At 69.1% G+C, this 24,503-nt stretch carries 28 protein-coding genes, 1 tRNA gene and 1 pseudogene; 17 read left to right on the forward strand and 13 right to left on the reverse strand.

The window, feature by feature from the left end:
- Window positions 1-40: 40 nt before the first annotated feature.
- On the forward strand, window positions 41-1,801 hold the full coding sequence (locus tag EV384_RS16650; protein ID WP_130334475.1) for a CTP synthase: 1,761 nt from the start codon (window positions 41-43) through the stop codon (window positions 1,799-1,801).
- On the forward strand, window positions 1,798-2,403 hold the full coding sequence (locus tag EV384_RS16655; RefSeq protein WP_130334477.1) for an NUDIX domain-containing protein: 606 nt from the start codon (window positions 1,798-1,800) through the stop codon (window positions 2,401-2,403). The genes EV384_RS16650 and EV384_RS16655 overlap by 4 nt, the downstream gene beginning before the upstream one ends.
- 60 nt (window positions 2,404-2,463) lie before the next feature.
- Here the strand turns inward: EV384_RS16655 and EV384_RS16660 are convergent, their stop codons facing one another.
- Entirely contained in the window at window positions 2,464-2,796 is a 333-nt protein-coding gene (locus EV384_RS16660; protein WP_242624090.1) for a TM2 domain-containing protein, read from the reverse strand.
- Between the two features lie 214 nt (window positions 2,797-3,010).
- Between EV384_RS16660 and ald the strand changes: the two genes are divergently transcribed.
- The 9 genes from ald to EV384_RS16705 all read left to right on the forward strand — a co-directional run bounded on the left by ald (window position 3,011) and on the right by EV384_RS16705 (window position 11,484).
- Window positions 3,011-4,126 (forward strand): alanine dehydrogenase, encoded by a 1,116-nt coding sequence (gene ald / locus EV384_RS16665; RefSeq protein WP_130334481.1) that lies wholly within the window; start codon window positions 3,011-3,013, stop codon window positions 4,124-4,126.
- On the forward strand, window positions 4,123-5,130 hold the full coding sequence (locus tag EV384_RS16670; RefSeq protein ID WP_423202962.1) for a site-specific tyrosine recombinase XerD: 1,008 nt from the start codon (window positions 4,123-4,125) through the stop codon (window positions 5,128-5,130). Before ald ends, EV384_RS16670 begins: the two co-directional genes overlap by 4 nt.
- A gap of 193 nt (window positions 5,131-5,323) precedes the next feature.
- A complete protein-coding gene (locus EV384_RS16675; protein ID WP_089015019.1) occupies window positions 5,324-6,247 on the forward strand; it encodes a ParA family protein in 924 nt (307 codons plus the stop codon).
- 54 nt (window positions 6,248-6,301) lie between these two features.
- Window positions 6,302-7,273 (forward strand): segregation and condensation protein A, encoded by a 972-nt coding sequence (locus EV384_RS16680; RefSeq protein WP_130334483.1) that lies wholly within the window; start codon window positions 6,302-6,304, stop codon window positions 7,271-7,273.
- Window positions 7,270-8,199: an SMC-Scp complex subunit ScpB gene (scpB, locus tag EV384_RS16685; protein ID WP_130334485.1), complete on the forward strand. Its 930-nt coding sequence runs from the start codon at window positions 7,270-7,272 to the stop codon at window positions 8,197-8,199. The genes EV384_RS16680 and scpB overlap by 4 nt, the downstream gene beginning before the upstream one ends.
- Complete coding sequence (locus tag EV384_RS16690; RefSeq protein ID WP_130334486.1) at window positions 8,186-8,956, forward strand: pseudouridine synthase; 771 nt, start codon at window positions 8,186-8,188, stop codon at window positions 8,954-8,956. Before scpB ends, EV384_RS16690 begins: the two co-directional genes overlap by 14 nt.
- A gap of 190 nt (window positions 8,957-9,146) precedes the next feature.
- Window positions 9,147-9,827, forward strand: a complete 681-nt coding sequence (gene cmk, locus EV384_RS16695) for a (d)CMP kinase (RefSeq protein WP_130334488.1) — start codon at window positions 9,147-9,149, stop codon at window positions 9,825-9,827.
- Entirely contained in the window at window positions 9,824-11,227 is a 1,404-nt protein-coding gene (gene der / locus EV384_RS16700) for a ribosome biogenesis GTPase Der (RefSeq protein ID WP_130334490.1), read from the forward strand. Before cmk ends, der begins: the two co-directional genes overlap by 4 nt.
- A 183-nt stretch (window positions 11,228-11,410) precedes the next feature.
- Window positions 11,411-11,484, forward strand: a tRNA-Pro gene (locus EV384_RS16705).
- Between the two features lie 75 nt (window positions 11,485-11,559).
- On the opposite strand, the pseudogene EV384_RS16710 reads toward EV384_RS16705, so the two are convergent.
- The 3 genes and pseudogenes from EV384_RS16710 to EV384_RS16720 form a co-directional block, all read right to left on the reverse strand.
- Window positions 11,560-11,736: pseudogene (locus EV384_RS16710) on the reverse strand (site-specific integrase); the annotation flags it as partial.
- Window positions 11,737-11,758: 22 nt separating this feature from the next.
- A complete protein-coding gene (locus EV384_RS16715; RefSeq protein WP_130334492.1) occupies window positions 11,759-12,856 on the reverse strand; it encodes an integrase core domain-containing protein in 1,098 nt (365 codons plus the stop codon).
- A 380-nt stretch (window positions 12,857-13,236) separates the two neighbouring features.
- The gene (locus tag EV384_RS16720; protein WP_089015460.1) at window positions 13,237-13,881 is read right to left on the reverse strand and encodes a TetR/AcrR family transcriptional regulator; all 645 of its coding nucleotides are present in this window, start codon (window positions 13,879-13,881) and stop codon (window positions 13,237-13,239) included.
- A 262-nt stretch (window positions 13,882-14,143) separates the two neighbouring features.
- On the opposite strand from EV384_RS16720, the gene EV384_RS16725 reads away from it, so the two are divergent.
- The 3 genes from EV384_RS16725 to EV384_RS16735 all read left to right on the forward strand — a co-directional run bounded on the left by EV384_RS16725 (window position 14,144) and on the right by EV384_RS16735 (window position 15,897).
- The gene (locus tag EV384_RS16725; protein ID WP_130334494.1) at window positions 14,144-14,686 is read left to right on the forward strand and encodes a carboxymuconolactone decarboxylase family protein; all 543 of its coding nucleotides are present in this window, start codon (window positions 14,144-14,146) and stop codon (window positions 14,684-14,686) included.
- Window positions 14,687-14,725: 39 nt separating this feature from the next.
- Entirely contained in the window at window positions 14,726-15,379 is a 654-nt protein-coding gene (locus EV384_RS16730) for a nitroreductase family protein (RefSeq protein WP_242624091.1), read from the forward strand.
- Window positions 15,380-15,501: 122 nt separating this feature from the next.
- Complete coding sequence (locus EV384_RS16735) at window positions 15,502-15,897, forward strand: MmcQ/YjbR family DNA-binding protein (protein WP_207232343.1); 396 nt, start codon at window positions 15,502-15,504, stop codon at window positions 15,895-15,897.
- A gap of 196 nt (window positions 15,898-16,093) precedes the next feature.
- Here the strand turns inward: EV384_RS16735 and EV384_RS16740 are convergent, their stop codons facing one another.
- Both EV384_RS16740 and EV384_RS16745 read right to left on the reverse strand, forming a co-directional pair.
- Entirely contained in the window at window positions 16,094-16,372 is a 279-nt protein-coding gene (locus EV384_RS16740) for an integrase core domain-containing protein (RefSeq protein ID WP_242624092.1), read from the reverse strand.
- A complete protein-coding gene (locus EV384_RS16745) occupies window positions 16,360-16,809 on the reverse strand; it encodes a cytochrome d ubiquinol oxidase subunit II (RefSeq protein ID WP_130334496.1) in 450 nt (149 codons plus the stop codon). The genes EV384_RS16740 and EV384_RS16745 overlap by 13 nt, the downstream gene beginning before the upstream one ends.
- A gap of 177 nt (window positions 16,810-16,986) precedes the next feature.
- Between EV384_RS16745 and EV384_RS16750 the strand changes: the two genes are divergently transcribed.
- Entirely contained in the window at window positions 16,987-17,643 is a 657-nt protein-coding gene (locus EV384_RS16750; RefSeq protein ID WP_130334498.1) for a TetR/AcrR family transcriptional regulator, read from the forward strand.
- A 179-nt stretch (window positions 17,644-17,822) separates the two neighbouring features.
- On the opposite strand, the gene EV384_RS16755 is transcribed toward EV384_RS16750, so the two are convergent.
- From EV384_RS16755 to EV384_RS16785, 6 genes are all read right to left on the reverse strand, one after another.
- Window positions 17,823-18,191 carry a GNAT family N-acetyltransferase gene (locus EV384_RS16755; protein WP_130334499.1) on the reverse strand — a complete coding sequence of 123 codons (369 nt, stop codon included), beginning with the start codon at window positions 18,189-18,191 and terminating at the stop codon, window positions 17,823-17,825.
- 90 nt (window positions 18,192-18,281) lie between these two features.
- Window positions 18,282-19,475 carry an MFS transporter gene (locus EV384_RS16760; protein WP_242624093.1) on the reverse strand — a complete coding sequence of 398 codons (1,194 nt, stop codon included), beginning with the start codon at window positions 19,473-19,475 and terminating at the stop codon, window positions 18,282-18,284.
- A gap of 235 nt (window positions 19,476-19,710) precedes the next feature.
- Window positions 19,711-20,655: an NADP-dependent oxidoreductase gene (locus tag EV384_RS16765; RefSeq protein WP_130334501.1), complete on the reverse strand. Its 945-nt coding sequence runs from the start codon at window positions 20,653-20,655 to the stop codon at window positions 19,711-19,713.
- Between the two features lie 334 nt (window positions 20,656-20,989).
- Complete coding sequence (locus tag EV384_RS16775; RefSeq protein WP_130334503.1) at window positions 20,990-21,451, reverse strand: GNAT family N-acetyltransferase; 462 nt, start codon at window positions 21,449-21,451, stop codon at window positions 20,990-20,992.
- Between the two features lie 157 nt (window positions 21,452-21,608).
- Window positions 21,609-22,526 (reverse strand): NADP-dependent oxidoreductase, encoded by a 918-nt coding sequence (locus EV384_RS16780; RefSeq protein WP_130334505.1) that lies wholly within the window; start codon window positions 22,524-22,526, stop codon window positions 21,609-21,611.
- Between the two features lie 46 nt (window positions 22,527-22,572).
- Complete coding sequence (locus EV384_RS16785; protein ID WP_130334507.1) at window positions 22,573-23,037, reverse strand: Ada metal-binding domain-containing protein; 465 nt, start codon at window positions 23,035-23,037, stop codon at window positions 22,573-22,575.
- 310 nt (window positions 23,038-23,347) lie between these two features.
- Here EV384_RS16785 and EV384_RS16790 point away from each other — a divergent pair, with 310 nt between their 5' ends.
- Window positions 23,348-23,776 (forward strand): OsmC family protein, encoded by a 429-nt coding sequence (locus EV384_RS16790; protein ID WP_130334509.1) that lies wholly within the window; start codon window positions 23,348-23,350, stop codon window positions 23,774-23,776.
- A 170-nt stretch (window positions 23,777-23,946) separates the two neighbouring features.
- Here the strand turns inward: EV384_RS16790 and EV384_RS16795 are convergent, their stop codons facing one another.
- A complete protein-coding gene (locus tag EV384_RS16795; RefSeq protein WP_130334511.1) occupies window positions 23,947-24,342 on the reverse strand; it encodes a radical SAM family protein in 396 nt (131 codons plus the stop codon).
- Between EV384_RS16795 and EV384_RS34835 the strand changes: the two genes are divergently transcribed.
- Window positions 24,341-24,502: a hypothetical protein gene (locus tag EV384_RS34835; RefSeq protein WP_165439951.1), complete on the forward strand. Its 162-nt coding sequence runs from the start codon at window positions 24,341-24,343 to the stop codon at window positions 24,500-24,502. The two genes, EV384_RS16795 and EV384_RS34835, sit on opposite strands and share 2 nt — an antisense overlap.
- Window position 24,503: the final 1 nt, after the last annotated feature.

Consider the following 24,503-nt stretch of genomic DNA (forward strand, 5'->3'; position numbering starts at 1 on the left):
GCGGTTCGCACGACCGCTACGGACGACACGGGAGCAGGCGTTGGCCCCTTCAGCACGGACGACCAGGCACATTTTCGTCACCGGGGGCGTCGCCTCCTCGCTGGGTAAGGGCCTCACCGCCTCCAGCCTCGGCAACCTGCTGACCGCGCGCGGACTGCGCGTGGTGATGCAGAAGCTCGACCCGTACCTCAACGTCGACCCGGGGACGATGAACCCGTTCCAGCACGGTGAGGTCTTCGTCACCGAGGACGGCGCCGAAACCGACCTCGACGTCGGGCACTACGAGCGGTTCCTCGACCGGGCACTCTCGGGCAAGGCGAACGTCACCACCGGGCAGATCTACTCGGACGTGATCGCCAAGGAGCGGCGCGGCGAGTACCTGGGCGACACGGTCCAGGTCATCCCGCACATCACGAACGAGATCAAGTCGCGGATCCTCGGCATGGCCGACCCGGACGCCGAGGGCCAGATCCCGGACGTGGTGATCACCGAGGTCGGCGGCACCGTCGGCGACATCGAGTCGCTGCCGTTCCTCGAGGCGATCCGCCAGGTCCGCCACGACCTGGGCCGGGACAACTGCTTCTACCTGCACGTCTCGCTGGTGCCCTACCTGGCGCCGTCGGGCGAGCTGAAGACCAAGCCGACCCAGCACTCGGTGGCGCAGCTGCGCAGCATCGGCATTCAGCCCGACGCCATCGTGCTGCGCTGCGACCGGGAGATCCCGGAGAAGCTCAAGGAGAAGCTGTCGCTCTACTGCGACGTGGACCGGGAGGCGGTCGTCGCCGCCCCGGACGCGCCGAGCATCTACGACATCCCGAAGGTGCTGCACCGGGAGGGCCTCGACGCGTACGTGGTGCGCCGGCTCGGGCTCTCCTTCCGGGACGTGGACTGGACCAGCTGGGACGACCTGCTGGACCGGGTGCACCAGCCGCACCACACGGTCACCGTCGCGGTGGTCGGCAAGTACGTCGACCTGCCCGACGCGTACCTGTCGGTGAGCGAGGCGATCCGGGCGGCCGGGTTCGGCCACCGGGCCCGGGTGCAGCTGCGCTGGGTGCCCAGCGACGACTGCGTCACCCCGGCCGGCGCGGCCGCCGCCCTGGCCGGCGTCGACGGCATCGTCATTCCGGGCGGCTTCGGCGTCCGGGGCATCGAGGGCAAGATCGGCACCGCCCGGTACGCCCGGGAGAACGGCGTCCCGCTGCTCGGCCTCTGCCTGGGCCTGCAGTGCATGACCATCGAGGTGGCCCGCCACCTCGCCGGCCTGGACGGGGCGAACTCGCTGGAGTTCGACGAGGAGGCGAAGCACCCGGTCATCGCCACCATGGCCGACCAGGAGGACATCGTCGCAGGCAAGGGCGACCTGGGCGGCACCATGCGGCTCGGGGCGTACCCGGCGAAGCTGGCCGAGGGGTCGCTGGTCGCCGAGGCGTACGGCAGCACCGAGATCAGCGAGCGGCACCGGCACCGCTACGAGGTGAACAACGCCTACCGGGACCAGCTCACCAAGGTCGGCCTGCACTTCTCCGGCACCTCGCCGGACGGCCGGCTGGTCGAGTTCATCGAGCTGGACCGCGACCTGCACCCGTTCTTCGTGGCCACCCAGGCGCACCCGGAGCTGAAGAGCCGGCCGACCCGGCCGCACCCGCTCTTCGCCGGCTTCGTCAAGGCGGCCATCGCGTACTCCGAGGCCGACCAGCTCCCGGTCGACCTCGACGCGGCGCCGGCGGAGACCCCGGCGGCGAAGAAGACCAGCCGCAACGGCACCGCCGCCGCGGCGAGGGCGGCGTCGGCGTCGTGAGCGCCGTCGAGCACCGCTACGAGGTGACCGACCACCGGGAGATCTGGTCCGGCCGGATCTTCTCGCTGGTCAGCGACGACGTCACCATGCCCGGCGGCGGCACCGCGGCCCGCGACTACGTCAAGCACGTCGGCGCGGTGGCCGTGGTGGCGCTGGACGACGCCGGCCAGGTGGTGCTGATCCGCCAGTACCGGCACCCGGTCGGCCGGCACCTGTGGGAGCTGCCGGCCGGGCTGATGGACGTCAGCGGCGAGGACCTGGCCGCGGCGGCGGCCCGGGAACTGGCCGAGGAGGCCGACCTGACCGCCGGCGCCATCGACGTCCTGGTGGACCTGCACAGTTCGCCGGGCTTCTCGGACGAGGTGGTCCGGGTCTTCCTGGCCCGGGACCTCGCCGACGTGCCGGCGGAGCAGCGGCACGACCGCCGCGACGAGGAGGCCGACCTTCAGGTCGTCCGGGTCGACCTCGACGAGGCGGTCCGGATGGTGCTGGCCGGGGAGATCACCAACGCCTCCTGCGTGGCCGGGCTGCTCGCCGCCGCCCGCGCCCGCGAGACCGGCTTCGCCGAGCTGCGCCGGCCGAACGCGCCACTGCCCCGCTGACCCGCGGGTACGACGAAGGGGCCGCGCGATCGGATCGCGCGGCCCCTTCCATGTCGCCGATCAGTCGCGCAGCGGACGGCCCTGGCCGTCGACACCGCCGTTGACGAGGATCAGGATCCCGTCGATGAGGCCCCAGATGCTGCCGAGGCCGCACGTCACGACGCTCACCACGAGCTGGAGCACGCCGGTCTTGGTGTCGCCCATGTAGAACCGGCCGGCGCCGAAGAAGCCGAGCACGATGCCGAGCACGCCCGCGACGACCTTGCTCTTGTCGGAAACGCCCTGGGGGTACCCGGGCTGGTAAGGAGGAGTGGTCATGAGCGGACACCTTAGTGATCGCCGGCGATCCTGTCCGCACCGCCGCGCCGCCGGTGGGACGATGAGCGCGAACATTGTCCTGACGGCTGAGGTGGTCTCCACCGCCGGCCCGGTCGACGCCTGACACTTCGTCAGGACGACCGCGCACCGGATGTCACTGTGCTGGCTCCCGGGGCGGGCCGGCGCGCCTAGACTGCCGCCGGCGGGACCGGTGGACCGCGCCGGCAATGGGGCCGTCGCGGCGCCGAGCAGTCGGGGGTGGGCAGCCCCGAAGAGAGGTGTCTGCATCGTGAAGGTCGGAATCCCACGCGAGGTCAAGAACCACGAGTACCGCGTGGCGATCACGCCCGCGGGCGTCAACGAGTTCACCCGCCACGGTCACGAGGTCTTCGTCGAGTCCGGCGCCGGGGTCGGCTCGAGCATCAGCGACGACGAGTTCGCCGCCGCCGGCGCCAAGATCCTCGCCACCGCCGACGAGGTGTGGGACGCCGCCGAGCTGGTGCTCAAGGTCAAGGAGCCGGTCGCCGAGGAGTACCACCGGATGCGCGAGGGGCAGGTGCTCTTCACCTACCTGCACCTGGCCGCCTCCAAGGAGTGCACCGACGCGCTGATCGACCGCAAGGTCACCGGCATCGCGTACGAGACGGTCGAGCTGCCCGACCGCTCGTTGCCGCTGCTCGCCCCGATGTCCGAGGTGGCCGGCCGGCTCGCCCCGCAGGTGGGCGCCTTCTACATGATGCGCACCGGCGGCGGGCGCGGAGTGCTGCCGGGCGGCGTCTCCGGCGTGTACGCGGCCAAGACCGTGGTCATCGGCGCCGGCGTCTCCGGCATGAACGCCGCCGCGATCGCGCTGGGCCTGCAGTCCGAGGTGCTGCTGCTGGACAAGAACGTGGCCCGGCTGCGCCAGGCCGACGCGATCTACCGGGGCCACCTGCAGACGGTCGCCTCCAACGCGTACGAGATCGAGCGGGCCGTGGTCGACGCGGACCTGGTCATCGGCGCGGTGCTGGTGCCGGGCGCGAAGGCGCCGAAGCTCATCTCCAACGAGCTGGTCTCCCGGATGAAGCCGGGCAGCGTGCTCGTCGACATCGCCATCGACCAGGGCGGCTGCTTCGAGGACTCGCGTCCCACCACGCACGCCGACCCGGTCTACAAGGTGCACGAGTCGATCTTCTACTGCGTGGCGAACATGCCCGGCGCGGTGCCGAACACCAGCACCCACGCGCTGACCAACGTCACCCTGCCGTACGCCCTGGAGCTGGCCAACCACGGCTGGCGCGAGGCGCTGCGCCGCGACGCGGCCCTCGCCCTGGGCCTGAACACCCACGAGGGCCAGGTCGTCTACGGCCCGGTCGCCGAGGCGCACGGCATGGCCACCCTGCCGCTGGCGGACGTGCTGGCCTGAGGGGCGACGGGCTGACCGGAACACCGGCCGGGGCCGGCGCGGGCGTGGAGCCCGCGCCGGCCCTGCGCCGTGCCGTCCGCGGGTACCTCGACCACCTCACCGTCGAGCGCGGACTCTCCGCGAACACGCTCTCGTCGTACCGCCGGGACCTGGACCGCTACCTCACCACCCTCGCCGCGGCCGGGGTGACCGACCTGGCCGCCGTCGGCGCGGCCCAGGTCGAGGCCCACCTGGCCCGGCTGCGCGCCGGCGACGACGACCACCCGCCGCTGGCGGTGTCGTCGGCGGCCCGGGCGGCCAGCGCGGTGCGCGGCCTGCACCGCTTCGCGCTGCGGGAGGGGTTGGCCGGCGCTGACCCCAGCCGCGACGTCCGCCCGCCGACACCGCCGCGCCGGCTGCCCCGGGCGCTGCCGGTCGACGACGTGGTCCGGCTGCTGGAGACCGCCGGCGCGGTCACCGCCACCGGCGACCAGGCGCCCCTCGCGCTGCGCGACCGGGCGCTGCTGGAGTTCCTGTACGGCACCGGGGCGCGCATCTCCGAGGCCGTCGGCCTCGCCGTGGACGACCTGGACACCGATGAGGGTGCGGTGGTGCTGCGCGGCAAGGGCGGCCGGACCCGACTCGTGCCGATCGGCGGGTACGCGGTCGAGGCGCTGCGCGCCTGGCTGGTCCGGGGCCGCCCGCCGCTGGTGGCCGCCGGCCGGGGCACCCCGGCGGTCTTCGTCAACGCCCGCGGCGGCGCGCTCTCCCGGCAGGGCGCCTGGACCATCCTGCGCCGCGCCGCCGAGCGGGCCGGCCTGCCGGTGCACGGGCCCGGCGCGGTCTCCCCGCACACCCTGCGCCACTCGTACGCCACCCACCTGCTCGACGGGGGCGCCGACGTGCGGGTGGTGCAGGAACTGCTCGGCCACGCCTCGGTGACCACCACCCAGGTGTACACGTTGGTCACCGTGGAGCGGCTGCGCGAGGTGTACGCCACCGCGCACCCGCGCGCCCGCGGGTGAGCCGGCCTCGACCGTCCTGACCGGCCGGTGCGTCCGACACGCCGACCGGGTACCGAACGCGCTGCTGGTGCGTGGCGTACAGTCGGCATCGGCGCGGACCTCCTGGGGCGACGAACCGGGGTGCGCAGCGGCGCCGCGAAGGACGTCGGACGGCTCCGACGCCGGGTGGTCGTCGGGAGGGGGCAACGAGGACATGGCTGGCAACGGTGACCGTGCCGACGCCTGGACGTCGGAGCTCCGCGAGCAGCAGGCGTCGCTCGGCGCGGACCTGGGTCCGGCCGACCCGGCCGCGTACACGATGCGCAAGCCGATCCCGGAGCCCATGCCGACCGACCGGCACGGCCCGGCGCGGATCATCGCGATGGCCAACCAGAAGGGCGGCGTCGGGAAGACCACGACGACCATCAACCTGGGCGCCGCGCTCGCCGAGTACGGCCGCAAGGTGCTGCTGGTCGACTTCGACCCGCAGGGCGCCCTCTCGGTCGGGCTGGGGGTAAACCCGCACAACCTCGACCTGTCGGTCTACAACCTGCTCATGCAGGACGACGTCACCGCCGAGGACGTCCTGATCAAGACCGACGTGGCGGGCCTGCACCTGCTGCCCGCCAACATCGACCTCTCCGCCGCCGAGATCCAGCTGGTCAACGAGGTCGCCCGCGAGATGGCGCTGGCGCGCGTGCTGCGCACCGTCCGCAAGGAGTACGACTTCATCCTGATCGACTGCCAGCCCTCGCTGGGCCTGCTGGCGATCAACGCGCTGACCGTCGCGCACGGCGTGCTCATCCCGCTGGAATGCGAGTTCTTCAGCCTGCGGGGCGTGGCGCTGCTGCTGGACACCATCGACAAGGTCCGCGAGCGGCTCAACTTCGACCTGGAGCTCGAGGGCATCCTCGCCACCATGTACGACAGCCGCACCACGCACTGCCGCCAGGTGCTCCAGCGGGTGGTGGAGGCCTTCGGCGACAAGGTCTACCAGACGGTGATCACCAAGACCGTCAAGTTCCCCGAGTCGACCGTCGCCGGCGCCCCGATCACCACGCTCGACCCGGCCTCCTCCGGCGCGCGCAACTACCGGCAGCTGGCCCGTGAGGTGATCGCCGCCCAGGCGGACCGGTAGTCCGGGGGTGCACCAGGTCACCGGCTCGTCCGGCCCGTCCACTACGGTCGTCGGGTGACCGCTCCGCCCCTCGACCCACCCGCCGCGCCGCCCGGCGCCGCCGACCCGGCGGTCGCCGCCGAGCTGGCCGCGGAGGTCGACGGCGTCGTGCCCGCCGGCACCGCCGAGGCGTCCGGCGGCTTCACCGTCCGGCTGGACAACTTCACCGGCCCGTTCGACCTGCTGCTCCAGCTCATCGGCAAGCACAAGCTCGACGTCACCGAGGTGGCCCTGCACAAGGTCACCGACGAGTTCATCGCCTACATCCGGGCCATGGGCGACAAGTGGGACCTGGACGAGGCCAGCGAGTTCCTGCTCATCGCGGCCACCCTGCTCGACCTCAAGGCCGCCCGGCTGCTGCCCGCCGCCGAGGTGGAGGACGAGGAGGACCTCGCCCTGCTGGAGGCGCGGGACCTGCTCTTCGCCCGGCTGCTGCAGTACAAGGCGTACAAGGAGGCCGCGGCGCACATCGCCGAGCTGGAGGCGGTCGGCGGCCGCCGCTACCCGCGGGCGGTCACCCTGGAGCCCCGGTACGCCGAGGCGCTGCCCGACCTGGTGCTCGGCATCGGCCCGGAGCGGCTGCTGAAGCTCGCCATCAGGGCGATGACCCCGAAGCCGGTGCCCGAGGTCTCCATCGCCCACGTGCACATGGTCCGGGTCAGCGTCCGGGAGCACGCCGCCGTCCTCACCGAGCGGCTGCGCCGCGCCGGTACGGCCACCTTCTCGCTGCTCTGCGCCGACTGCGAGATCACCCTGGAGGTGGTGGCCCGCTTCCTCGCCCTGCTGGAGCTGTACCGGGAGGGCCTGGTCGCCTTCGTCCAGGAGCAGGCGCTGGAGGAGCTGACCGTCCGCTGGACCGGCCCCACCGAGGGCGACACCGAGCTGCACATCGACGAGTACGCGGGGTCCCCGGAGCCGGCGGAGGCGCCGCCTCCGCCGGTGGGCCGGGGTGACGACACCGAACCGACGGAGGAGGGACCGCGATGAGCGACGAGGAGCGCCGGGACTCGCTGGCCGACCAGGCCGCCGCGTGGGTCCCGCCGTGGGAGCGCCGTCCCACCCCCGCACCGGACTCCCCGGCGGAAGACCTGGGCGACGAACTGCCCCTCCAGGGGCCCAAGTCCGCCATGATCCCGGCACAGCCGGCCGCCACCGCGCCGGCGGAGAGCCCTGACCAGGTCCCGTCGGCGGTCGACGCCCCTCCGCCCGCACCGGCGGACGAGCCGGCTGCTGTCCCCACCGAACCGGCGGGGGAGCCTGCGGGGCAGGGCGAGCCGGCGGGGGAGGGCGCGGCTGCCGCCGTACCGAGGAAGCAGGCGGCGGGGCGGCGGCGGGTGACGGCCGCGCCGGAGCCGGCGCCCGAGCTGGGCGACGCCGAACTGCGCGGCGCGCTGGAGGCGATCCTGCTGGTGGTGGACGAGCCGGTCAGCGAGCTGGCCCTCGCCGAGGTGTTGGAACAGCCGGCCGAGCGGGTCGGCCCGATGCTGGACGAGATCGCCGCCGGCTACACGGCGGCCGGGCACGGTTTCGAGCTGCGCCGGGCGGCGGGTGGCTGGCGTCTCTACACCCGCCCGGAATACGCGACCTACGTCGAACGGTTTGTGCTGGACGGGCAGTCGGCACGACTGACCCAGGCCGCGCTGGAGACACTGGCCGTGATTGCCTACAAGCAGCCGGTCACCCGCTCGCGGATCTCCGCCATCCGCGGTGTGAACTGCGACGGGGTGATCCGTACGCTGGTCTCCCGCGGCCTGGTCGAGGAGTGCGGCACCGAACCGGACAGCGGGGCGTTCCTCTACCGGACGACCACGATGTTCCTGGAGAAGCTGGGGCTGAACTCGGTGGCCGACCTGCCTCCGCTTGCCCCGTTCCTTCCCGACGACGTAGAAGAGCTTGCCGATGCGACGCGATGACCGTGCCCCGAAACCCGACGCCCCCATATACGAGGGGACCGAGCGCCTGCAGAAGGTGCTCGCCGCCGCCGGCGTGGGCTCCCGACGCGCCTGCGAGGACCTGATCTTCCGGCGGCGGGTGACCGTCAACGGCCGGGTTGCCAAGCTCGGCGACAAGGTCGACCCCGCCACCGCCGTGATCCACGTCGACGGCGAGCGGCTTCAGGCTGACAACCGCCTGGTCTACCTGGCGATGAACAAGCCGCGCGGGGTGGTTACCACCATGGCGGACGAGAAGGGACGCACCGAGCTCGCCGACTTCATCGGCATCCGGGTGGAGCAGCGGGTCTACCACGTCGGGCGGCTCGACGCGGACAGCGAAGGCCTGCTGCTGCTCACCAACGACGGCACTCTCGCCCACCGGCTCATGCACCCGTCGTACGAGGTGCTGAAGACCTACCTCGCCGAGGTGGCCGGGCCGATCCCGCGCAACTTGGGCAGGCGGCTGATGGCCGGCGTGGACCTGGAGGACGGGCCGGTCAAGGTCGACTCGTTCAAGGTGGTGGACACCCTGGGCAAGACCGCCCAGGTGGAGCTGAGCCTGCACGAGGGACGCAAGCACATCGTCCGGCGCCTGATGGCCGAGGTCGGGCACCCGGTGGCTCGGCTGGTGCGTACCTCGATCGGGCCGATCCGGCTGGGTGACCTGCGCACCGGGCGGCTCCGGCGGTTGACCAACGCCGAGGTCGCCGCCCTGTTCAAGGCCGTCGGCGACTGACCGCAGTCGTTCCGGGTACCGCTGCGGGTAGGCTTCCTCGCGGCCGAGGTGGACGCGCGTGTCGCGGGTCGCGCCCGGCGACGTCGCACGCGTGCCCGGACGGGAACGCGGGCATCATTGACGATGGACAACCGCTCAACGGCGCCGGAGAAACCGGCGACCCGCGAGGTACGGGCTGAGGAGGAACACGGTGGGGGAAAACGAACGGGCCGGGCGGTGCGTGGTCGCAGTGGACGGGCCATCCGGTTCGGGTAAGTCCACCGTCTCACGGCGGCTCGCCGTCAGCCTGGAGGCCCGCTACCTCGACACCGGCGCGATGTACCGGGCGCTGACCTGGGCGGTGCTGCGCTCCGGGGTCGACCTGACCGACGCCGAGTCGGTGGTCAAGGTCGCCGGCGAGGTGGACCTGCGCATCGGCACCGACCCGCAGGGGTACGGCGTGACCGCCGACGGCGTGAACGTCGACAAGGAGATCCGTGGCCCGGAGGTGACCGCGGCGGTCTCCGCGGTCGCCGCGGTGCCGGCGGTCCGGGAGATGCTCGTCGCCCGGCAGCGGCAGATCATCGCCAACGCCGGCCGGATCGTGGTCGAGGGCCGCGACATCGGCTCGGTGGTGGCGCCCGACGCCGACCTGAAGGTCTACCTGACCGCCTCCGAGGCGGCCCGCGCCCAGCGGCGCAGCGCCGAGGACGCCGCCGACGTGACGGCCACCGCGGCCGACCTGGCCCGCCGTGACCGGCTCGACTCGACCCGCAAGGTCAACCCGTTGCAGCAGGCCCCGGACGCGGTCGAGCTGGACACCACCGAGCTGGGCATCGACGAGGTCGTCGCCCGGCTGCTCGAGCTGCTCACCGAGCGGGGTGTGGCATGAGCGACCAGACGGGATGGGTGGAGCTGCGCGAGCCGGACCTCGACACCGAGGAGCCGTCGGGCCCGCAGCCCGTGGTGGCCGTGGTCGGCCGCCCCAACGTGGGTAAGTCGACGCTGGTCAACCGCCTCATCGGCCGCCGCCAGGCGGTCGTCGAGGACGTTCCCGGGGTGACCCGGGACCGGGTGCCGTACGACGCGCAGTGGAACGGCCGGGCCTTCACGGTGGTGGACACCGGTGGTTGGGAGCCCGACGCCAAGGACCGGGCCGCCGCGATCGCCGCGCAGGCCGAGACGGCCGTCGCCACCGCCGACGTGGTGCTCTTCGTGGTCGACGCGATGGTCGGTTCGACCGATGTGGACGAGGCCGCGGTGAAGATGCTGCGGCGCAGCGCCAAGCCGGTCATCCTGGTGGCGAACAAGACCGACAACACCGCCATCGAGATGGAGGCGACCTCGCTCTGGTCGCTCGGCCTCGGTGAGCCGTTCCCGGTCTCCGCGCTGCACGGCCGGGGTTCGGGCGACCTGCTCGACGCCATCCTGGAGGCGCTGCCCGAGGCGCCGAAGATCGTCGAGAACCGGCCGCGCGGTCCCCGCCGGGTGGCCCTGGTGGGCCGGCCCAACGTCGGCAAGTCCAGCCTGCTCAACCGCTTCTCCGGCGAGCTGCGCGCGGTCGTCGACTCGGTCGCCGGCACCACCGTCGACCCGGTCGACAGCCTGGCGGAGATCGGCGGCGAGACCTGGCAGCTGGTGGACACCGCCGGGCTGCGCAAGCGGGTCGGCAAGGCCAGCGGCACCGAGTACTACGCCAGCCTGCGGACCGCCGGGGCGATCGAGGCGGCCGAGGTCGCGGTGGTGCTGCTCGACGCCAGCGAGCCGATCAGCGAGCAGGACCAGCGGATCCTCTCCATGGTCACCGAGGCCGGCCGGGCCCTGGTCATCGCCTTCAACAAGTGGGACCTGGTCGACGCCGACCGCCGGTACTACCTGGACAAGGAGATCGAGCGGGAGCTGCGCCGGATCCCCTGGGCGATCCGGCTGAACCTCTCCGCCATGACCGGCCGGGCCGTGGACAAGCTCGCCCCGGCGCTGCGCATGGCCCTGGCCAGCTGGGAGACCCGGGTGCCGACCGCGCAGCTCAACCAGTGGCTGACCGCGCTGGTCCAGGCCACCCCGCACCCGGTGCGCGGTGGTCGGGCGCCGAAGATTCTCTTCGCCACCCAGGCGGGGGTCGCGCCGCCGCGGTTCGTGCTCTTCACCACCGCGCCGCTGGACGCCGGCTACCAGCGCTTCGTCGAGCGCAAGCTCCGCGAGGAGTTCGGCTTCGAGGGCAGTCCGGTGGAGATCTCCGTACGCCCGCGCAAGAAGCTCGGCCCCGGCGGCCGCGGCAAGGCCCACGGCTGACCTGTACGTCCGAACGCCGGGCGGCACCGCGCCGCCCGGCGTTTCCTTACCCGACCCCACCCTCCTAGGACGCTCCAGAGGGTGTGACGGGTGGGGCCGGCGACGCGGGAGGGGGCGTGCGCGGGCCGGGAAGATCCTGCGCTAAGCTGTACCGGCTGTCGCGGGGGAAACCGCGCGGGGCATCGGGACGTGGCGCAGCTTGGTAGCGCACTTGACTGGGGGTCAAGGGGTCGTCGGTTCGAATCCGGCCGTCCCGACGCAGGTCAAAGGCCATTCGGGATTCTCCGGATGGCCTTTTCTGATCTTGCACAGCAGCGAAGTACAGCAACGGCTCATTGATCGAGGCTCTGACCGAGCTTCCGCAGGGCCTCCCGGGTCGCCTTAGACGAGACCTGGCTGTAGATCTCCATTGTGATCGAGAAGTCGGCGTGTCTCAGGATCGCCATGGCGACCCGGGGATGCACGTCCAGGTCGACCAGCAGGGAACCGCAGGTGCGCCGGTGCGGGTGCCGAAAACCTCGTCCGCGCAGGTCAGGCGGCATGTTCGTACTCGTGGAGGACGCCACCCAGACGATCACGCCGACGGATGTCGAGGCGTGTGATCGTGTCTGGGACGGTGATCGGCTCCGGCAGCGGATGTAGCGGCCGAGCATTCGAAATCCCCCGGTGGGGTCGATGGGCGTTGTGATGCCGCTCGTACTCGTGCAGGGCGTGCAGCAGATGGCGCTGGTTCCAGATCAGAGTTCGGTCCAGCAGCTCGTGGCGGCAGCTTTGGATCCACCGTTCCATGATTGAGTTCATGCGGGGCATCTGGACGCCGCTGAGCACGACCTTGATACCGGCGTCGGCGAGGATCGCGTCGAACAGCGCGGGGAACTTGCCGTCCCGATCACGGATGACGTAATGCGCCGTGCAGCCGGCGTCCTGCAGGTCCATGGCGAGATTCCGCACGGCCTGAGTGACCCAGGCGGCGGTTGGATGGGCGGTGACGCCCAGGATGCGGACGCGACGGCTGGCGTGCTCGATCACCGCGAGGGCATACATGCGGGCGCCGGTGAGCGTGACCACCTCGAAGAAGTCAGCCGCCAGAATGGCCTCGGCCTGGGAGCGCAGGAACGTAGCCCAGTTTTCCGACGTCCGCTGCGGGGCCGGGTTGATCCCCGCCTCGCGGAGGATCTCCCAGACCGTGGACGCGGCGACCTTCACCCCCACCACGAGCAGTTCGCCGTGGATGCGCCGGTACCCCCAGGAGCTGTTCTCTCGTGCCAGGCGTAGCACCAACGCTCGGACGGACCGGACCGTGGGTGGCCGCCCGGCCCGCTTGGGACGGGAAGCGACCGCGTGCCGATGAGCCACCAGGCCGCGGTGCCAACGCAGCACGGTGTCGGGACGGACCAGCAGCCGTACCCGACGCAGCACGTCGCGGGGGAGACGGTGCAGCAGGGCCGCGAGGAAGGCCCGGTCGCTGGGGTCGAAGCGCACCTTCTCCCCATGCAGTTGGCGCTGCAGTACCGTGATCTGGTGGCGTAGGGCGAGGATCTCCGCGTCCTTGGCTTGGTCGCTCATCGGTAGCAGCCGCAGCATCGCGAGCGCGTTTGTCACACCCAGGTATGCGAGTCGTAGCAGCACGACGAGCCATCGTCACCCAGTCACCTTCAACGATTTGACCAGCCCCAAACACGTCGACAGGAACAAGATCCCGCAGTGTTGCTCAAACCCGCCTCTACCAGGGCGGACGAGATTTTCGGCACCTGCAAGGTGCCGCCCTTCTGGAAGATTCTCGATCTAGGCAACCCAGATCATTCCAGGTAGGACGGCACCTCCTTCACGTCAGGGCCGGCAATCAGCCATCACGCCATCGAGCCCATGAATTCGTGAGGCTGGATGTCGGCGAGCCGTCCGGTTCTGCTAACAGAGCGGACGCCCTTTCGCGTCGCCCGACGTGGTCGTCTTACCAGCTCGCCAGACCTTCTTCCGCGCTCCGACACCCGAGGCTCGGATGCGCCGCGTCAGCCCATGTGCTGGTCGTCAGACGTCACGAACGTCCGCAGATGGTCAACCGCCGCAGAGAGCGCGTCCTGCAGGGGGCCGATGTCCCGGGCGACCTGAGCGAGGAGCATGCCGCCTTGATACGCCGCGAGGAACATGTCGGCGAGCCGCGCGGGGTCGGCGGACGCGTCGATGCGGCCGAGTTGCCGCATGCGATCGAGCCCGACGCGGAAGATCTCGCGCCACTGCGCGAACACCTCCGCGAGCCGGTCGTGCACGTCGAGATCGGTCTTGACGATCTCGCTCGCGAGCGAGCCGAGGCTGCAGCCGTCCTCGAACGGACGCCCCGAGAGGACGTAGAAGTCCGTCCAGTCCTGGAACGCCTCGACGGTGTCGAAGCTGGCAAACCGTTCGCTGCGATGGAAGCCGAGGACGCTGTCGGCATGCCAGTCGATGACCGCCAGGACGAGGCTCTCCTTGGTGGGGAAGTAGTGACTCAGCTGCGATCCACTCACGCCTGCAGCGCGGCGGACGAGCTCGTTGTTGGTTGCGTGGACCCCTTTGCCGTAGATCAACGCGGCCGCGTGCTCCAGTATTCGCTCGCGCGTGGCCTGGCCCTTGGGAGTGAGCTTCTGGGCTGCATCCGCCCCGTTGTTCACCTGCATGTAATCAACATAACACAAACTGGGCTTGGAAACCCATTTTCGATGGTGTTCACTCAAGCGAGTGGACGAAATCGTCCAGTAACGTCACGCGCAGGTTCATCACCATGTCTCGCCTGACCGCTCCCGCGCCCGCCGACATCCCCGCTGTCCAACTGCATGTCATCAACGTAACACAAACTGGGCTTGACAGCCCATTTTCGATGGTGTTCACTCAAGCGAGTGGGCGAAATCGTCCAGTAACGTCACGCGGAGGTTCATCACCATGTCTCGCCTGACCGCTCCCACGCCCGCCGACATCGACGCGAAGACGCAGGGCGCCCTCGACGCCATCGCGAAGCAGTTCGGCTTCGCGCCCAGCATGTTCACCACGCTCGCCGCGAACCCGACCGTGCTCGAGATCGTGATGGGCCTGCAGGGCAGCATCGCGAAGCTCCTGGACGCGAAGACGCGCCACACGATCGCCCTCGCGGTCTCTCAGTCGAACGGCTGCCACTACTGCCAGGCACTCCACGGTTTCATCTCGTCGAACCTCGGCGGTATGTCGGCGGAGGAGATTGAGCTCGCCCGCACGGGCACGTCCAGCGACCCGAAGCGCGCCGCCGTCGCGAAGTTCGCGCAGCACGTGATCGAGACGCGTGGCCAGGTCAGCGACGAGGACCTCGCAGCGATCCGCGAGGTCGGGTATATCGACCCGGAGATCCAGGCGATCGTCACGATCGTGGTCGTCACCCTGCTCACGAACTACCTCAACAACGTCAGCGACACCGTCGTCGACGTCCCCGGCGCCGACCACCAGTCGGCCTGACTTTCCTCTCCACCCGCCGTTCAAACGACAGAAAGCACGATGTTGAATCTCGACAAGCTGATCACGAAGCACCTCACCCGCTACTTCGACCCGAGCAAGAGGATTCCGGAGGAGACGTTCCAGCAGCTGCTGCGTTACCTGCGCACCTCGCCGACGACGATCAACATCCAGCCGAACCGTTTCCACGTGCTGGAGACGCAGGATGGCAAGGACAAGCTCGCGGACGCACTGGTCGGCCGCTTCGCGGACAACGCGGAGAAGGTGCGCAACGCGTCGCACGCCATCATCTTCACGACGCGCAAGGACATCCCCGACACGCACCTGCAGGAGATCTTCGAGAAGGAGCGCGCCGACGGGCGCTTCGCCGACCCGGAGATCCAGAAGGGATGGGAGGCGGGCGCCTCCAACTTCGTGGAGATCCAGACGGAGAACTATGGCGGGGACGTGCTCCACTGGCTTGAGAAGAACACCTACCTCGTCGTCGGCGCCACGATGATGGCCGCCGCATCCCTCGGGGTGGACGCGACGCCGATGGAGGGCTTCGACCGCACGACCGTGGACGCGGCCTTCGACCTGACCGACACCGACTACACGACCACGCTGCTTCTGGTGCTCGGCTACCCCGACGAGGCTCGGGTCTCCCGCCAGCCGGTCTCGCGGTTCGACGCGGAGAAGATCTTCACGCACATGTGACGGACGGGGCGGACATCGGACCGCGGTGCCGGCCCCGTTCACTTCGACTCGGTTGCCCGGCGTCCGCACCTCCTCGACGGACGCAGGGCAATCGACCCCCTAAGGACTTCGAGGAGGTCAAGATGCAGATGGATAAGGCAGTGCAGGATCGAGCCGCGGCCCGCGCCGCCGAGCTTCCCGGCTCCGAGCACACACACCAGTTCACCGGCGACTGGGAGGTATGGAAAGTCGGCGGCAAGGTGTTCATGCTGCAGACGTCCATGCCCGGCGAGCCCGTCGTGATCCTGAAAGCGGATCCATCCGACGCGGAGGCGCTCCGCACAGCTCACGCGAGCATCTCGCCCGGCTACCACATGAACAAGAAGCACTGGATCACGGTGCGGGCGGGTGCGGACGTCGAGCCCGCGCTTGTCGACAATCTCGTGACCGAGTCGTACCTCCTCGTCGTCGCCGGCCTGCCGAAGCAGAGCCGTCCCGTCGATCCCGCTTCGTTCCGCGTCCCGCCCTCCGCCGACTGATCACGCTGACGCCGACCGCGCCCAGAGCGCTGTTGCCCCTCATCCGAGCAGCGCCCGCACCGGCGCATGGCGCCCTTGCGTGGCCGGGCCGCAACGACGAGGACCTCACCGTCGGCGTCCTCATCGAGGCACGCGTCCTCGACGACCGCCCGATCGAACCCCACCTTGCGGGTGCTGAAAATCCCATCCGCGCAGGTCAAGCGGCGTGCTCGTACTCGTGGAGGAGTCCGGCGAGACGGTCACGTCGGCGGATGTTGAGGTTCGTGATCGTGCTGGGATTGGCGATCGGGGTGGGCAGCGGGTGCATGGGCCTCGCGTTCGATATCCCCCGATGGGGCCGGTGCCCGTTGTAGTGCCGCTCGTATTCGTGGAGCGCGTGCAGCAGGTGCGCCTGGTTCCAGATCAAGGTGCGGTCGAGCAGTTCGCGGCGGCAGGTCTGTATCCACCGCTCCATGATCGCGTTCATTCGGGGCATCCGGACACCGCTGAGGATGACCTCGATGCCGGTGTCCGCGAGTATCGCGTCGGCCAGCGGCGGGTACTTGCCGTCCCGGAGAACAGGCGCCCGGCGTCAGCGTGCAGGATGGCGATGCCCGCCAGCGCCACCGCGCCGGTCGCCACGGCGCTGGCCTGGGCCCGACCGCGGAACCAGCGCTCCAGGCCGGCGTCGGCGTAGGTACGGGCCTCGGCGGTGAGGAACACCGCGGCGACGAACGCGCACACCCCGACCGCGAGCACCCCGCCGAGCAGCGACGTCGGGTTGACCCAACTGGTCACGGGATTGCCGTGTCCGTCGGCGGGCACCCGCCCGGAGGCGATTCCGCCGGCGACCGTGCCGAGGAAGAACGGAGCGTCACTCTTGTAAACGGGCTCGCAGATGCCAAGCTCTGTCGACGTCAGCGGGCGACGCATCGAGTTCACAAACCCGCGGGCGCCCCGCCAGGGGCATCTTCCTCTTGTAAGCGAGTAGTCCGGGCCTGCGGGCCGACCGGATCCCGTCACCGAACAGCGGGCCGCAGATGCCCACAGCGGCACCGACGGCAGTGACTAGTCTCCAGAGATTATCTGGCGCGCCGATACACTTGACCGATGGGCGACGAGCAGGTGGCTGCGCCGACGAATCGGCGGAGGATCAGTCAACGGGGCATCGCGACGCGAGAGCGGATCCTCGAGGCGGCGAACCGGCTGATGTTCGTGCGCGGAGTGAACGCGACGACCCTTGACGACGTCCGCGAGGCAAGCCAGACCAGCAAGTCTCAGCTCTACCACCACTTCGCCGACAAGCAGGAGCTCGTGCGGGCGTTGGTCAAATATCGAGGCGCGCTTGTGCTTCAGCGCGAGCGCGGAGGGCTCGAACGACTGAGATCGTTCTCAGGGCTGGTCCGGTGGCGTAACGCGCTGGTCCAGGCCAACTCGCTGAACAACGGCAAATACGGGTGCGGCCTCGGGTCAATGGCGGTCGAGCTGTCCGATCAAGATGAGCAGGCTCGGTCGATGCTGTTGGAGACGTTCGCGGCATGGGAAAAGCTGATCAGTGATGGTCTGCACCGGATGCGGGACAGCGGTGCCCTGCGCCAGGACGCCGACCCGGAGAAGTTGGCCACGGGGTTGATGGCAGCTTTGCAAGGCGGCTACTTGCTGGCGAACGCCGCGCACAACGTCGCACCCATGGAAGTTGCGCTGGACATGGCGCTGGAACACATCAAATCGTTCCTCTCGGAGCCGTCCGGCGAGCCGACCCGTTAATTGAGCCCTTTTCATCGTGATCAGGCTGGTCGCGGCGAGCCGTCCCTTAGCGACCTGCACGTTGCCCCGGGATGGCGGGGAGTGGCCTGCGTTGACCTGGCTTGACCGGATCCGCAAGGCCGGACGACGACCACACGGACGCGCCGCCGCCCATGATCCTTTGACCTCGGTTTGCATTCTCAGCCACCGGCCGTCGCCAGCGCCGACTCGGCAGCAGCACGATCGGGGTAGCCGGGGTGGCGGGCGTCGATCAGATCGACATAGGCGGTCGTTCGCGAGAGGTAGTCGACCACAAAGGGGCAGATTGCGGTGATCGTGCCCTCGCGGGCCCGGATCTCGTCGAGTACTCGCCGCACCATCGCGCCCGCCACGCCCTGGTGTTGATGACTCGACTCGACCTCAGTGTGCCGGAGGGCGTACCGGTTGGGCTTCAGGCGGGTGTAGTAGAGCCAGCCGACCAGCTCGCTGTCGCGGTAGAGCTCGAAGCGGCCATGATCGAGGCTGTCGATCAGCTCCTCGGCTACCAGTGGCTGTCCTTCACTGCTCATCGGCTCACCCTTCCAACGTGTAGTTACGCCGCGCGATCAGAAGACCCAGATTTTGGGCCTTGAAGTCCAAGTATGGAATCTGACTGCTCATCAGGTATTCCTATCGATCACCTTGATTAATTCACCATGCTGGCTGTTCCTGGTCGTGTCGATGTACGGGTTGCGTGCAGCGAGGACAGTGAACAGGGTGGCGACGAGGGCAAGTCCGCCGTATCCGAGGACGATCTGCGGTAACGAGAAGGTGTTCGAAAGTTCCCCGGAGATGAGGCTGGGGAAGGCGGCGCTGCTGTAGCAGAGGACGTAGATCACGCTGAAGATCGGTGCCCGGTCGGCCAGGGTGCTGTCGTGCAGCAGGCCGCGGGTGGCGGCGCTGATGGCGATTCCTTGACCGGCGCCGGCGACGATGGTTGCGGCGATGAACAACGCCAGTGTGCCGATGACGATCGCTGCGATGATGCCGATCCATCCAGCCAGGAAGATGAGCATACCGATGCGTTGGGCCGCCGCGGATGTGAACCGACCGCCGAGGGGAGCGCCGAGAACGCTGGGGGCCATGTAGGCGGCGAACACCAGTCCGAGGATGAGCGGGCTGTGAGTGTGGAGCCGATCTTCGACCAGCGTGGGCACGAAGGCCTGGTAGAAAGCCCCGGTCGCCCAGGTGGCCAGGAACACCGCTGCCGCGACAGGGAGCAGATGCCTGATCCGGGCCGGTACGCGGACCCGCGGTAGCAGTGACCGCCAAGCGCCCGGCGTCGGCTTTGCGGTTTCCGGGCTGATGACAATGAGTGCGGCAGATAGTACGAGGAGACCGGCGCAAACCAGGTAGATGAGGTCGCGTGGCCAGGGGCCGAACTGGACTAGGGCGCCGGAGGCGATGGCGCCGAGGGTGAGGCCGAGCATGGGTCCCTGGCTGGAGGCGACGGTGGCCAACCACTCCGGCCTGGTGGGTGCGGCGTCGACAATGTAGGAGGTGAGGCTGCTGCTGGCCAACCCGGTACCGACGCCCATCAGTAGCCGACCGGCCAGCAGGGCGCCGATGTCGTGCACGTTCAGCAGCAGCAGACAGCCCAGCAGAAGCAGGCCGAGGCTGGCGATCGCGGTGAGCCGTCGGCCCAGATGATTGGACAGTCGCCCCAGCACCAACAGTGCGGCGATAGTGCCGACGGAGTAGGTGACGACGGCCATCGAGATGCCGGCGTTGGTGAACCCGTCCTCACCCCGGTAGATGTTGAACAGGGGGATCGGCGCGGCCGACGCGGCAAACGAGGCCACCAGGGAGACCACCCCAGATAAGAATGCCAGCCGGAGGGTTCTGCCCCGGCGAGCCTGGTTAATCACTGGCGCCAGTTTTGCATCGATACGTACCTCTTCTTTGTCTGAACCGGCCCTGGAGTTTCTGGAGGCTTCGGGTGGGTGCGCAGACACTTGACCAGTCCGCTGAGGTGTCCCTACGAGTCGTCCGACCCTGACCACGTAGCTGAAGCTGATCCACGAGGGCCCGGTTGCTGCCTCCGAGTCCCTATGGACGAACGCGGATGACCGTCTTCCCCTTGGTCCGCTCGCTTGGGTTGAGGGCGGCGACGGCGTCGTCGAGGGCCGCGACGGTGCCGATGTTCGTCCGCACGCGTCCGTCCCGGACCCGCCGGACGATCTCACCCAGCTGGGCGCGGTCGGACACGACAACGAAGTCGATCGCCAGGCCGTCAGCGGGCCGCGCCTCCGGCGGCCCGGTGACGGTCACCAGCGTTCCTCCGGCTCGAACCAGACCCGCGGACCGCTTCTGGATGTCACCGCCGATGACATCGAAGACCAAATCGACTCCGCCGACATCTTCCAGGGGATCGTTGTCGAGGTCCACGAACTCGTGCGCGCCGAAGTCGACTGCGGTCTGCCGGCCGCTGGCACGTCCGGTGCCGATGACGTAGGCGCCGGCCTCACGGGCGAGCTGGGTCGCCATCGAACCGACTGCGCCGGCCGCGCCGTGCACCAGGACGCTCTGCCCCTCCAGGAGGTGGCCGTGATCGAACAGCCCCTGCCACGCGGTCAGGCCCGCCATCGCGACGCCAGCGCCCACCGTGAAGTCGACGTCGCCCGGCAGCGGTGCGAGGTTGCGTGCCTCGACGACTGTGTACTCTGCGAGGGTGCCGTCGCGTGTCCAGTCCGTGATGCCGAACACCCGCTGTCCCACCGACAGGCCGGTTGTGCCATAGCTGAGGGCGGTGACCACACCGGCTACCTCGTGTCCGGGGATCGACGGCGTGCGGTCGAAGCCGCGGCGATCGACCCAGGTCGATGGCCACTCCAGTTCGTTCCCGGTGAATCCCGACGCATAAACTTTAACGACGACATCGCCGTAGTTCGCGCCCTCCAGGCTCGCGAGCCTCGCTGCGTCGGGGTCTGGCCGCTCCGCCAGCGTCATCCCAGCCGTTCCCGCGGCTTGGTCCGTCACCACGATCGCTTTCATCTGAATACCTCTCTGTATCAGTCCTCGCCTACCCGCTTACGACGTAACGGGGGTCTCTGCTGGGCCGCGTCCTTATACGACCGCTGATGATGGTCTTGCCCTTGACCGGCCCGGTCGGGTTGAAGGCGGCAACGACGCCGTCGAGGGTCGCGACGTTGCCGATGTTCGCCCGCAGTCGCCCATCCCGGACCCGCTGGACCACCTGAACGACGTTTGAACGCCGGACAGCTACGTCTCGTCGTTCTCGAACGCGGTGAGCTCCTCGTCGTGGTCGCCTTCCGCGGGTTTGTGCTGGGGGTAGGCGCCGACGCCGGGATGGACCTTGTCGATGAGATTAGGGCAAATGGGTGCGACCCTGGGTTGCTCCCGGGTGCTCGGGGTCGATGAGGTCGGCGTACTCGGGATTGTGATCGATGAAGGTGCGCACGATCGGGCACATGACTGTGACCGTCTTGCCTTGCACGCGCACGTCGTCCAGGACGCGTCGGATCAGCTCGGTGGCGATGCCCTGTTTGCGGAACTCGGGGAACACCGAGGTGGCCAGCAGCACGAGTCGGTCGTCTCCGGCGACGTTGTAGGTCAGCCCGGCCACCTCTCGGTCCCCGACAAGCGCGTCGTAGATACCGAGTTTCTCGTCGTTGACGACTTGGAAGTCGAACGCGGGGGCGTGGGGATCGTCGATTACCTCGTCGATGAGGACGGCCTGATCCTGGCCGAGCGTGTCTTTCTCGTCGGGGTATCCGGCCTCGTCGGGGTACTCGAAGGCGTAGCGAGTCGGCTCGGTTGCGTCGGTCATGGGGGTGCGCCTTCGTTGATGGTCATCAGATCACTCCCGGTCGTGGCGGTAGTCGTACTCGCCCAGCCGCATGTCGTCGACGGGAGGTGAACGCCCAGCCATCGACGTACTTCTCGCTCCTGCAGGGGTCGTTCTCGTGCTTGGGTGTGCCGAGTCCTTACGAGCGAACGCGGATGATCGTCTTTCCCTTGATCCGCTCCGTCGGGTTGAAGGCGGCGACGGCGTCGTCGAGGGTCGCGACGTTGCCGATGTTCGTCCGCAGCCGACCATCCCTGATCCGCTGGACGACCTCACCCAGTTGCGCGCGATCGGCCTCGACAACGAAATCAACCGTCAGGCCGTCCGCCGGCTGTGCTTCGGGCGGGCCGGCAATGGTCACCAGCATTCCTCCGGCTCGGACCAGACCCGCAGAACGCTTCTGGATGTCGCCACCGATCACGTCGAAAACCAGATCGACGCCGGCCACGTCTTCCAGGGCGTCGTTGCCGAGGTCGACGAACTCCTGCGCGCCGAAGTCGAGCGCGGTCTGGCGGTCGGCGGCACGTCCGGTGCCGATGACGTAGGCGCCGGCCTCTTTGGCGAGCTGGGTCACCATCGAGCCGACTCCACCGGCCGCACCATGTACGAGGACGCTCTGCCCCGCCTGGAAACGGCCGTGCACGAACAGTCCCTGCCACGCGGTCAGGCCCGAGATCGGCAGGCTCGCCCCTACCGTGAAATCGACATCGCCCGGCAGCGGCGCAAGGTTGCGCGCCTCGATGGCCACGTACTCGGCCAGGGTGCCGTCGCGACTCCAGTCCGCGAGGCCGAACACCCGCTGTCCGACCGACAGACCCCTCGAGCCATAGCCGAGCGCGCTGACGACGCCAGCCACCTCATGGCCGGGGATCGACGGCGTGCGGTCCCGCCCGAGTCGATCGGTCCAGGTCCCGGGCCACGTCAGCTCGCCCGGGGTGAATCCCGACGCATGTACCTCAACGAGGACGTCGTTTGCCGTCGCCTCCGGCTCCGGTCGCTCCGCCAGCATCATCCCGGCCGTTCCTGCGGCCTCGTCGGTCACAACAATCGCTTTCATTTGGACGCCTCTCTGTATCAGTCGTTCGCCGACACGGCACTTCACTTCACCATTTAGTGACGCCAGAGGTCGGTGTCTTACCCAGCTGACCGGAAAGATCTGTGACGCGGCGTCGACGCCGGTGCACTTTGTTCGAGGCCACTCGTTGGTCGTATCCCTGGCCCAGCTGCGGCACACCATCGCCGACCTCTATACCGGCGGCGAAGCCAGCCTCTCGACCCCACGCGTCGACTGGCCAGGCGCCGGCCGGGCCAGGGGCGCTGCGTCGGGGGGAGCAACGCTTCCAGGCTCGGAATCCAGCGAGCTGGGCGCTGGCCGCTGGCGGGCGAAAGTCGACGTTTTCCGTGCGAGGGGTCTTGGCGCGACACGATGGCCGACAGTAGGTGCCGGTCGTCTTCACCGCGGTGAGAAAGCTGCCATCGAGTCGTTCCTCCCATGTTGTCCGGATTTGGGTCCGCCCGAGTCGCGGGAGGCGACGACGATCGCCGCCCTGATGCGTGAACGACGGCAAAGCCTAGCGCTAACGGACTGATGAGTCCAATTCCTGGTTTGGCGTTGAGCGAGTTCAGGTGGGGGCACCTTGGCCATAACCGCCTTTTAGTGCAGCGCACGCCACCCCGAGGTGATGGTTCGCGAGGGGTCGAGCGGTTCTGGCGACGAGCGATCAACTGGACCATTCAGTCCGCGAAGGCTAGCCTGCGGAGGTACTCGGTCATGGGGTGATTCGCCCGGCCACAGCCCCCGCTCAGACTGCGGCTCGGCTACTGCTGGATCCGAGTATCTGGACCGTCACTACCAGGATCTACAGGAAGGCGCGGCTGATGGAAACCGATCAGGATCGTGTCGTCGCATCCGCCCGAGCTGTCCTTCCGGCCAGTGAGCGCCGGCGCACGGACATGACCACCCGCGGCTTCACGTTCGTCGCCGATGAACCGCACAACGGCGCACTCGGCGAAGGCCCGACGCCGACGGAGTACCTGTTGATGGCGCTCGCGTCGTGCACTGCTCAGACGCTGCGGCAGTACGTCGACTATAAGTACGACACCGCCGGTGACATCACCGTCGAGATCGACTACCACGAACCCGAGCAGGAAGGCGCAGAGCGTTACCTGCAGCGCACGATCACGCTGAGCGAAGAACCTGACCCCGACGACTTGAAGGTGATGCATGACATTGCCGAGAAGTCCCCGGTGACCCTGCTGATCCAGTTCGCATGGAGCGTGAGAACCGAGTTCGTCGGGCCGCGCTGAAATCAGGCCGCTCGCGGCTCGGCGATCACGGCCGAGCAGCAACCGGTTGTCGTTCCGCCCCAGGCGGCGACAGTGTTTCCGCCGGCCGCGACAGCTTGAACGCGATGCGGCACCTTGCCTGCGGCGCAGGTCCTAGTCCTGGCGGACGGCCGGTGACTCGTGCCGGCAGCTCAGAACAGAGTCGGTGCGGTCGGCTCGATGACGCTGAAGCGTCTGCCGAGCAGGGCGAAGTTGTCGGAGGTCGTGTCGTCGGGGATCGGCAGCCCGTGGCGCTGCAATGCCTGGTCCACCAGTGCCCAGACGAGGTCACGGTAATGACGGGGCGTGCGCGAGCCGTGCGCGTAGAATTCGGCGTACGTGGAGAGCAGTTCGGGATGCTGGCGGCGCAGCCAAGCGAAGAACAGGTCTTTGACGCTGCGCATCAGGTACAGCGGTGTCGGGAGAATGTTGCCTGCCCCTGCGTCGGCCAGGGTGCCGATCAACTCGTCGATCTGCTCGGTGCTGTCTGTCAGTTCGGGCGGGATCGGCGCGACGAACACGGTGGGGGTGAGGCCGGCGTCGCGCATGGCTCGCAGTGTGATCGGCCGGGCCGCGGGTGGACGGTGCGCCGGGTTCGAGCGAGCGTTGCAGTGCCTCGTCGAGGAAGGCGATGGACATGGCGAGCTCGACGTTGACGCGCTGAGCTACGACAGCGAGCTGATCCAGGTCGCGGCCTGGCCGCGCTGAT

It is taken from the genome of Micromonospora kangleipakensis (assembly GCF_004217615.1).
Lineage (GTDB): Bacteria > Actinomycetota > Actinomycetes > Mycobacteriales > Micromonosporaceae > Micromonospora > Micromonospora kangleipakensis.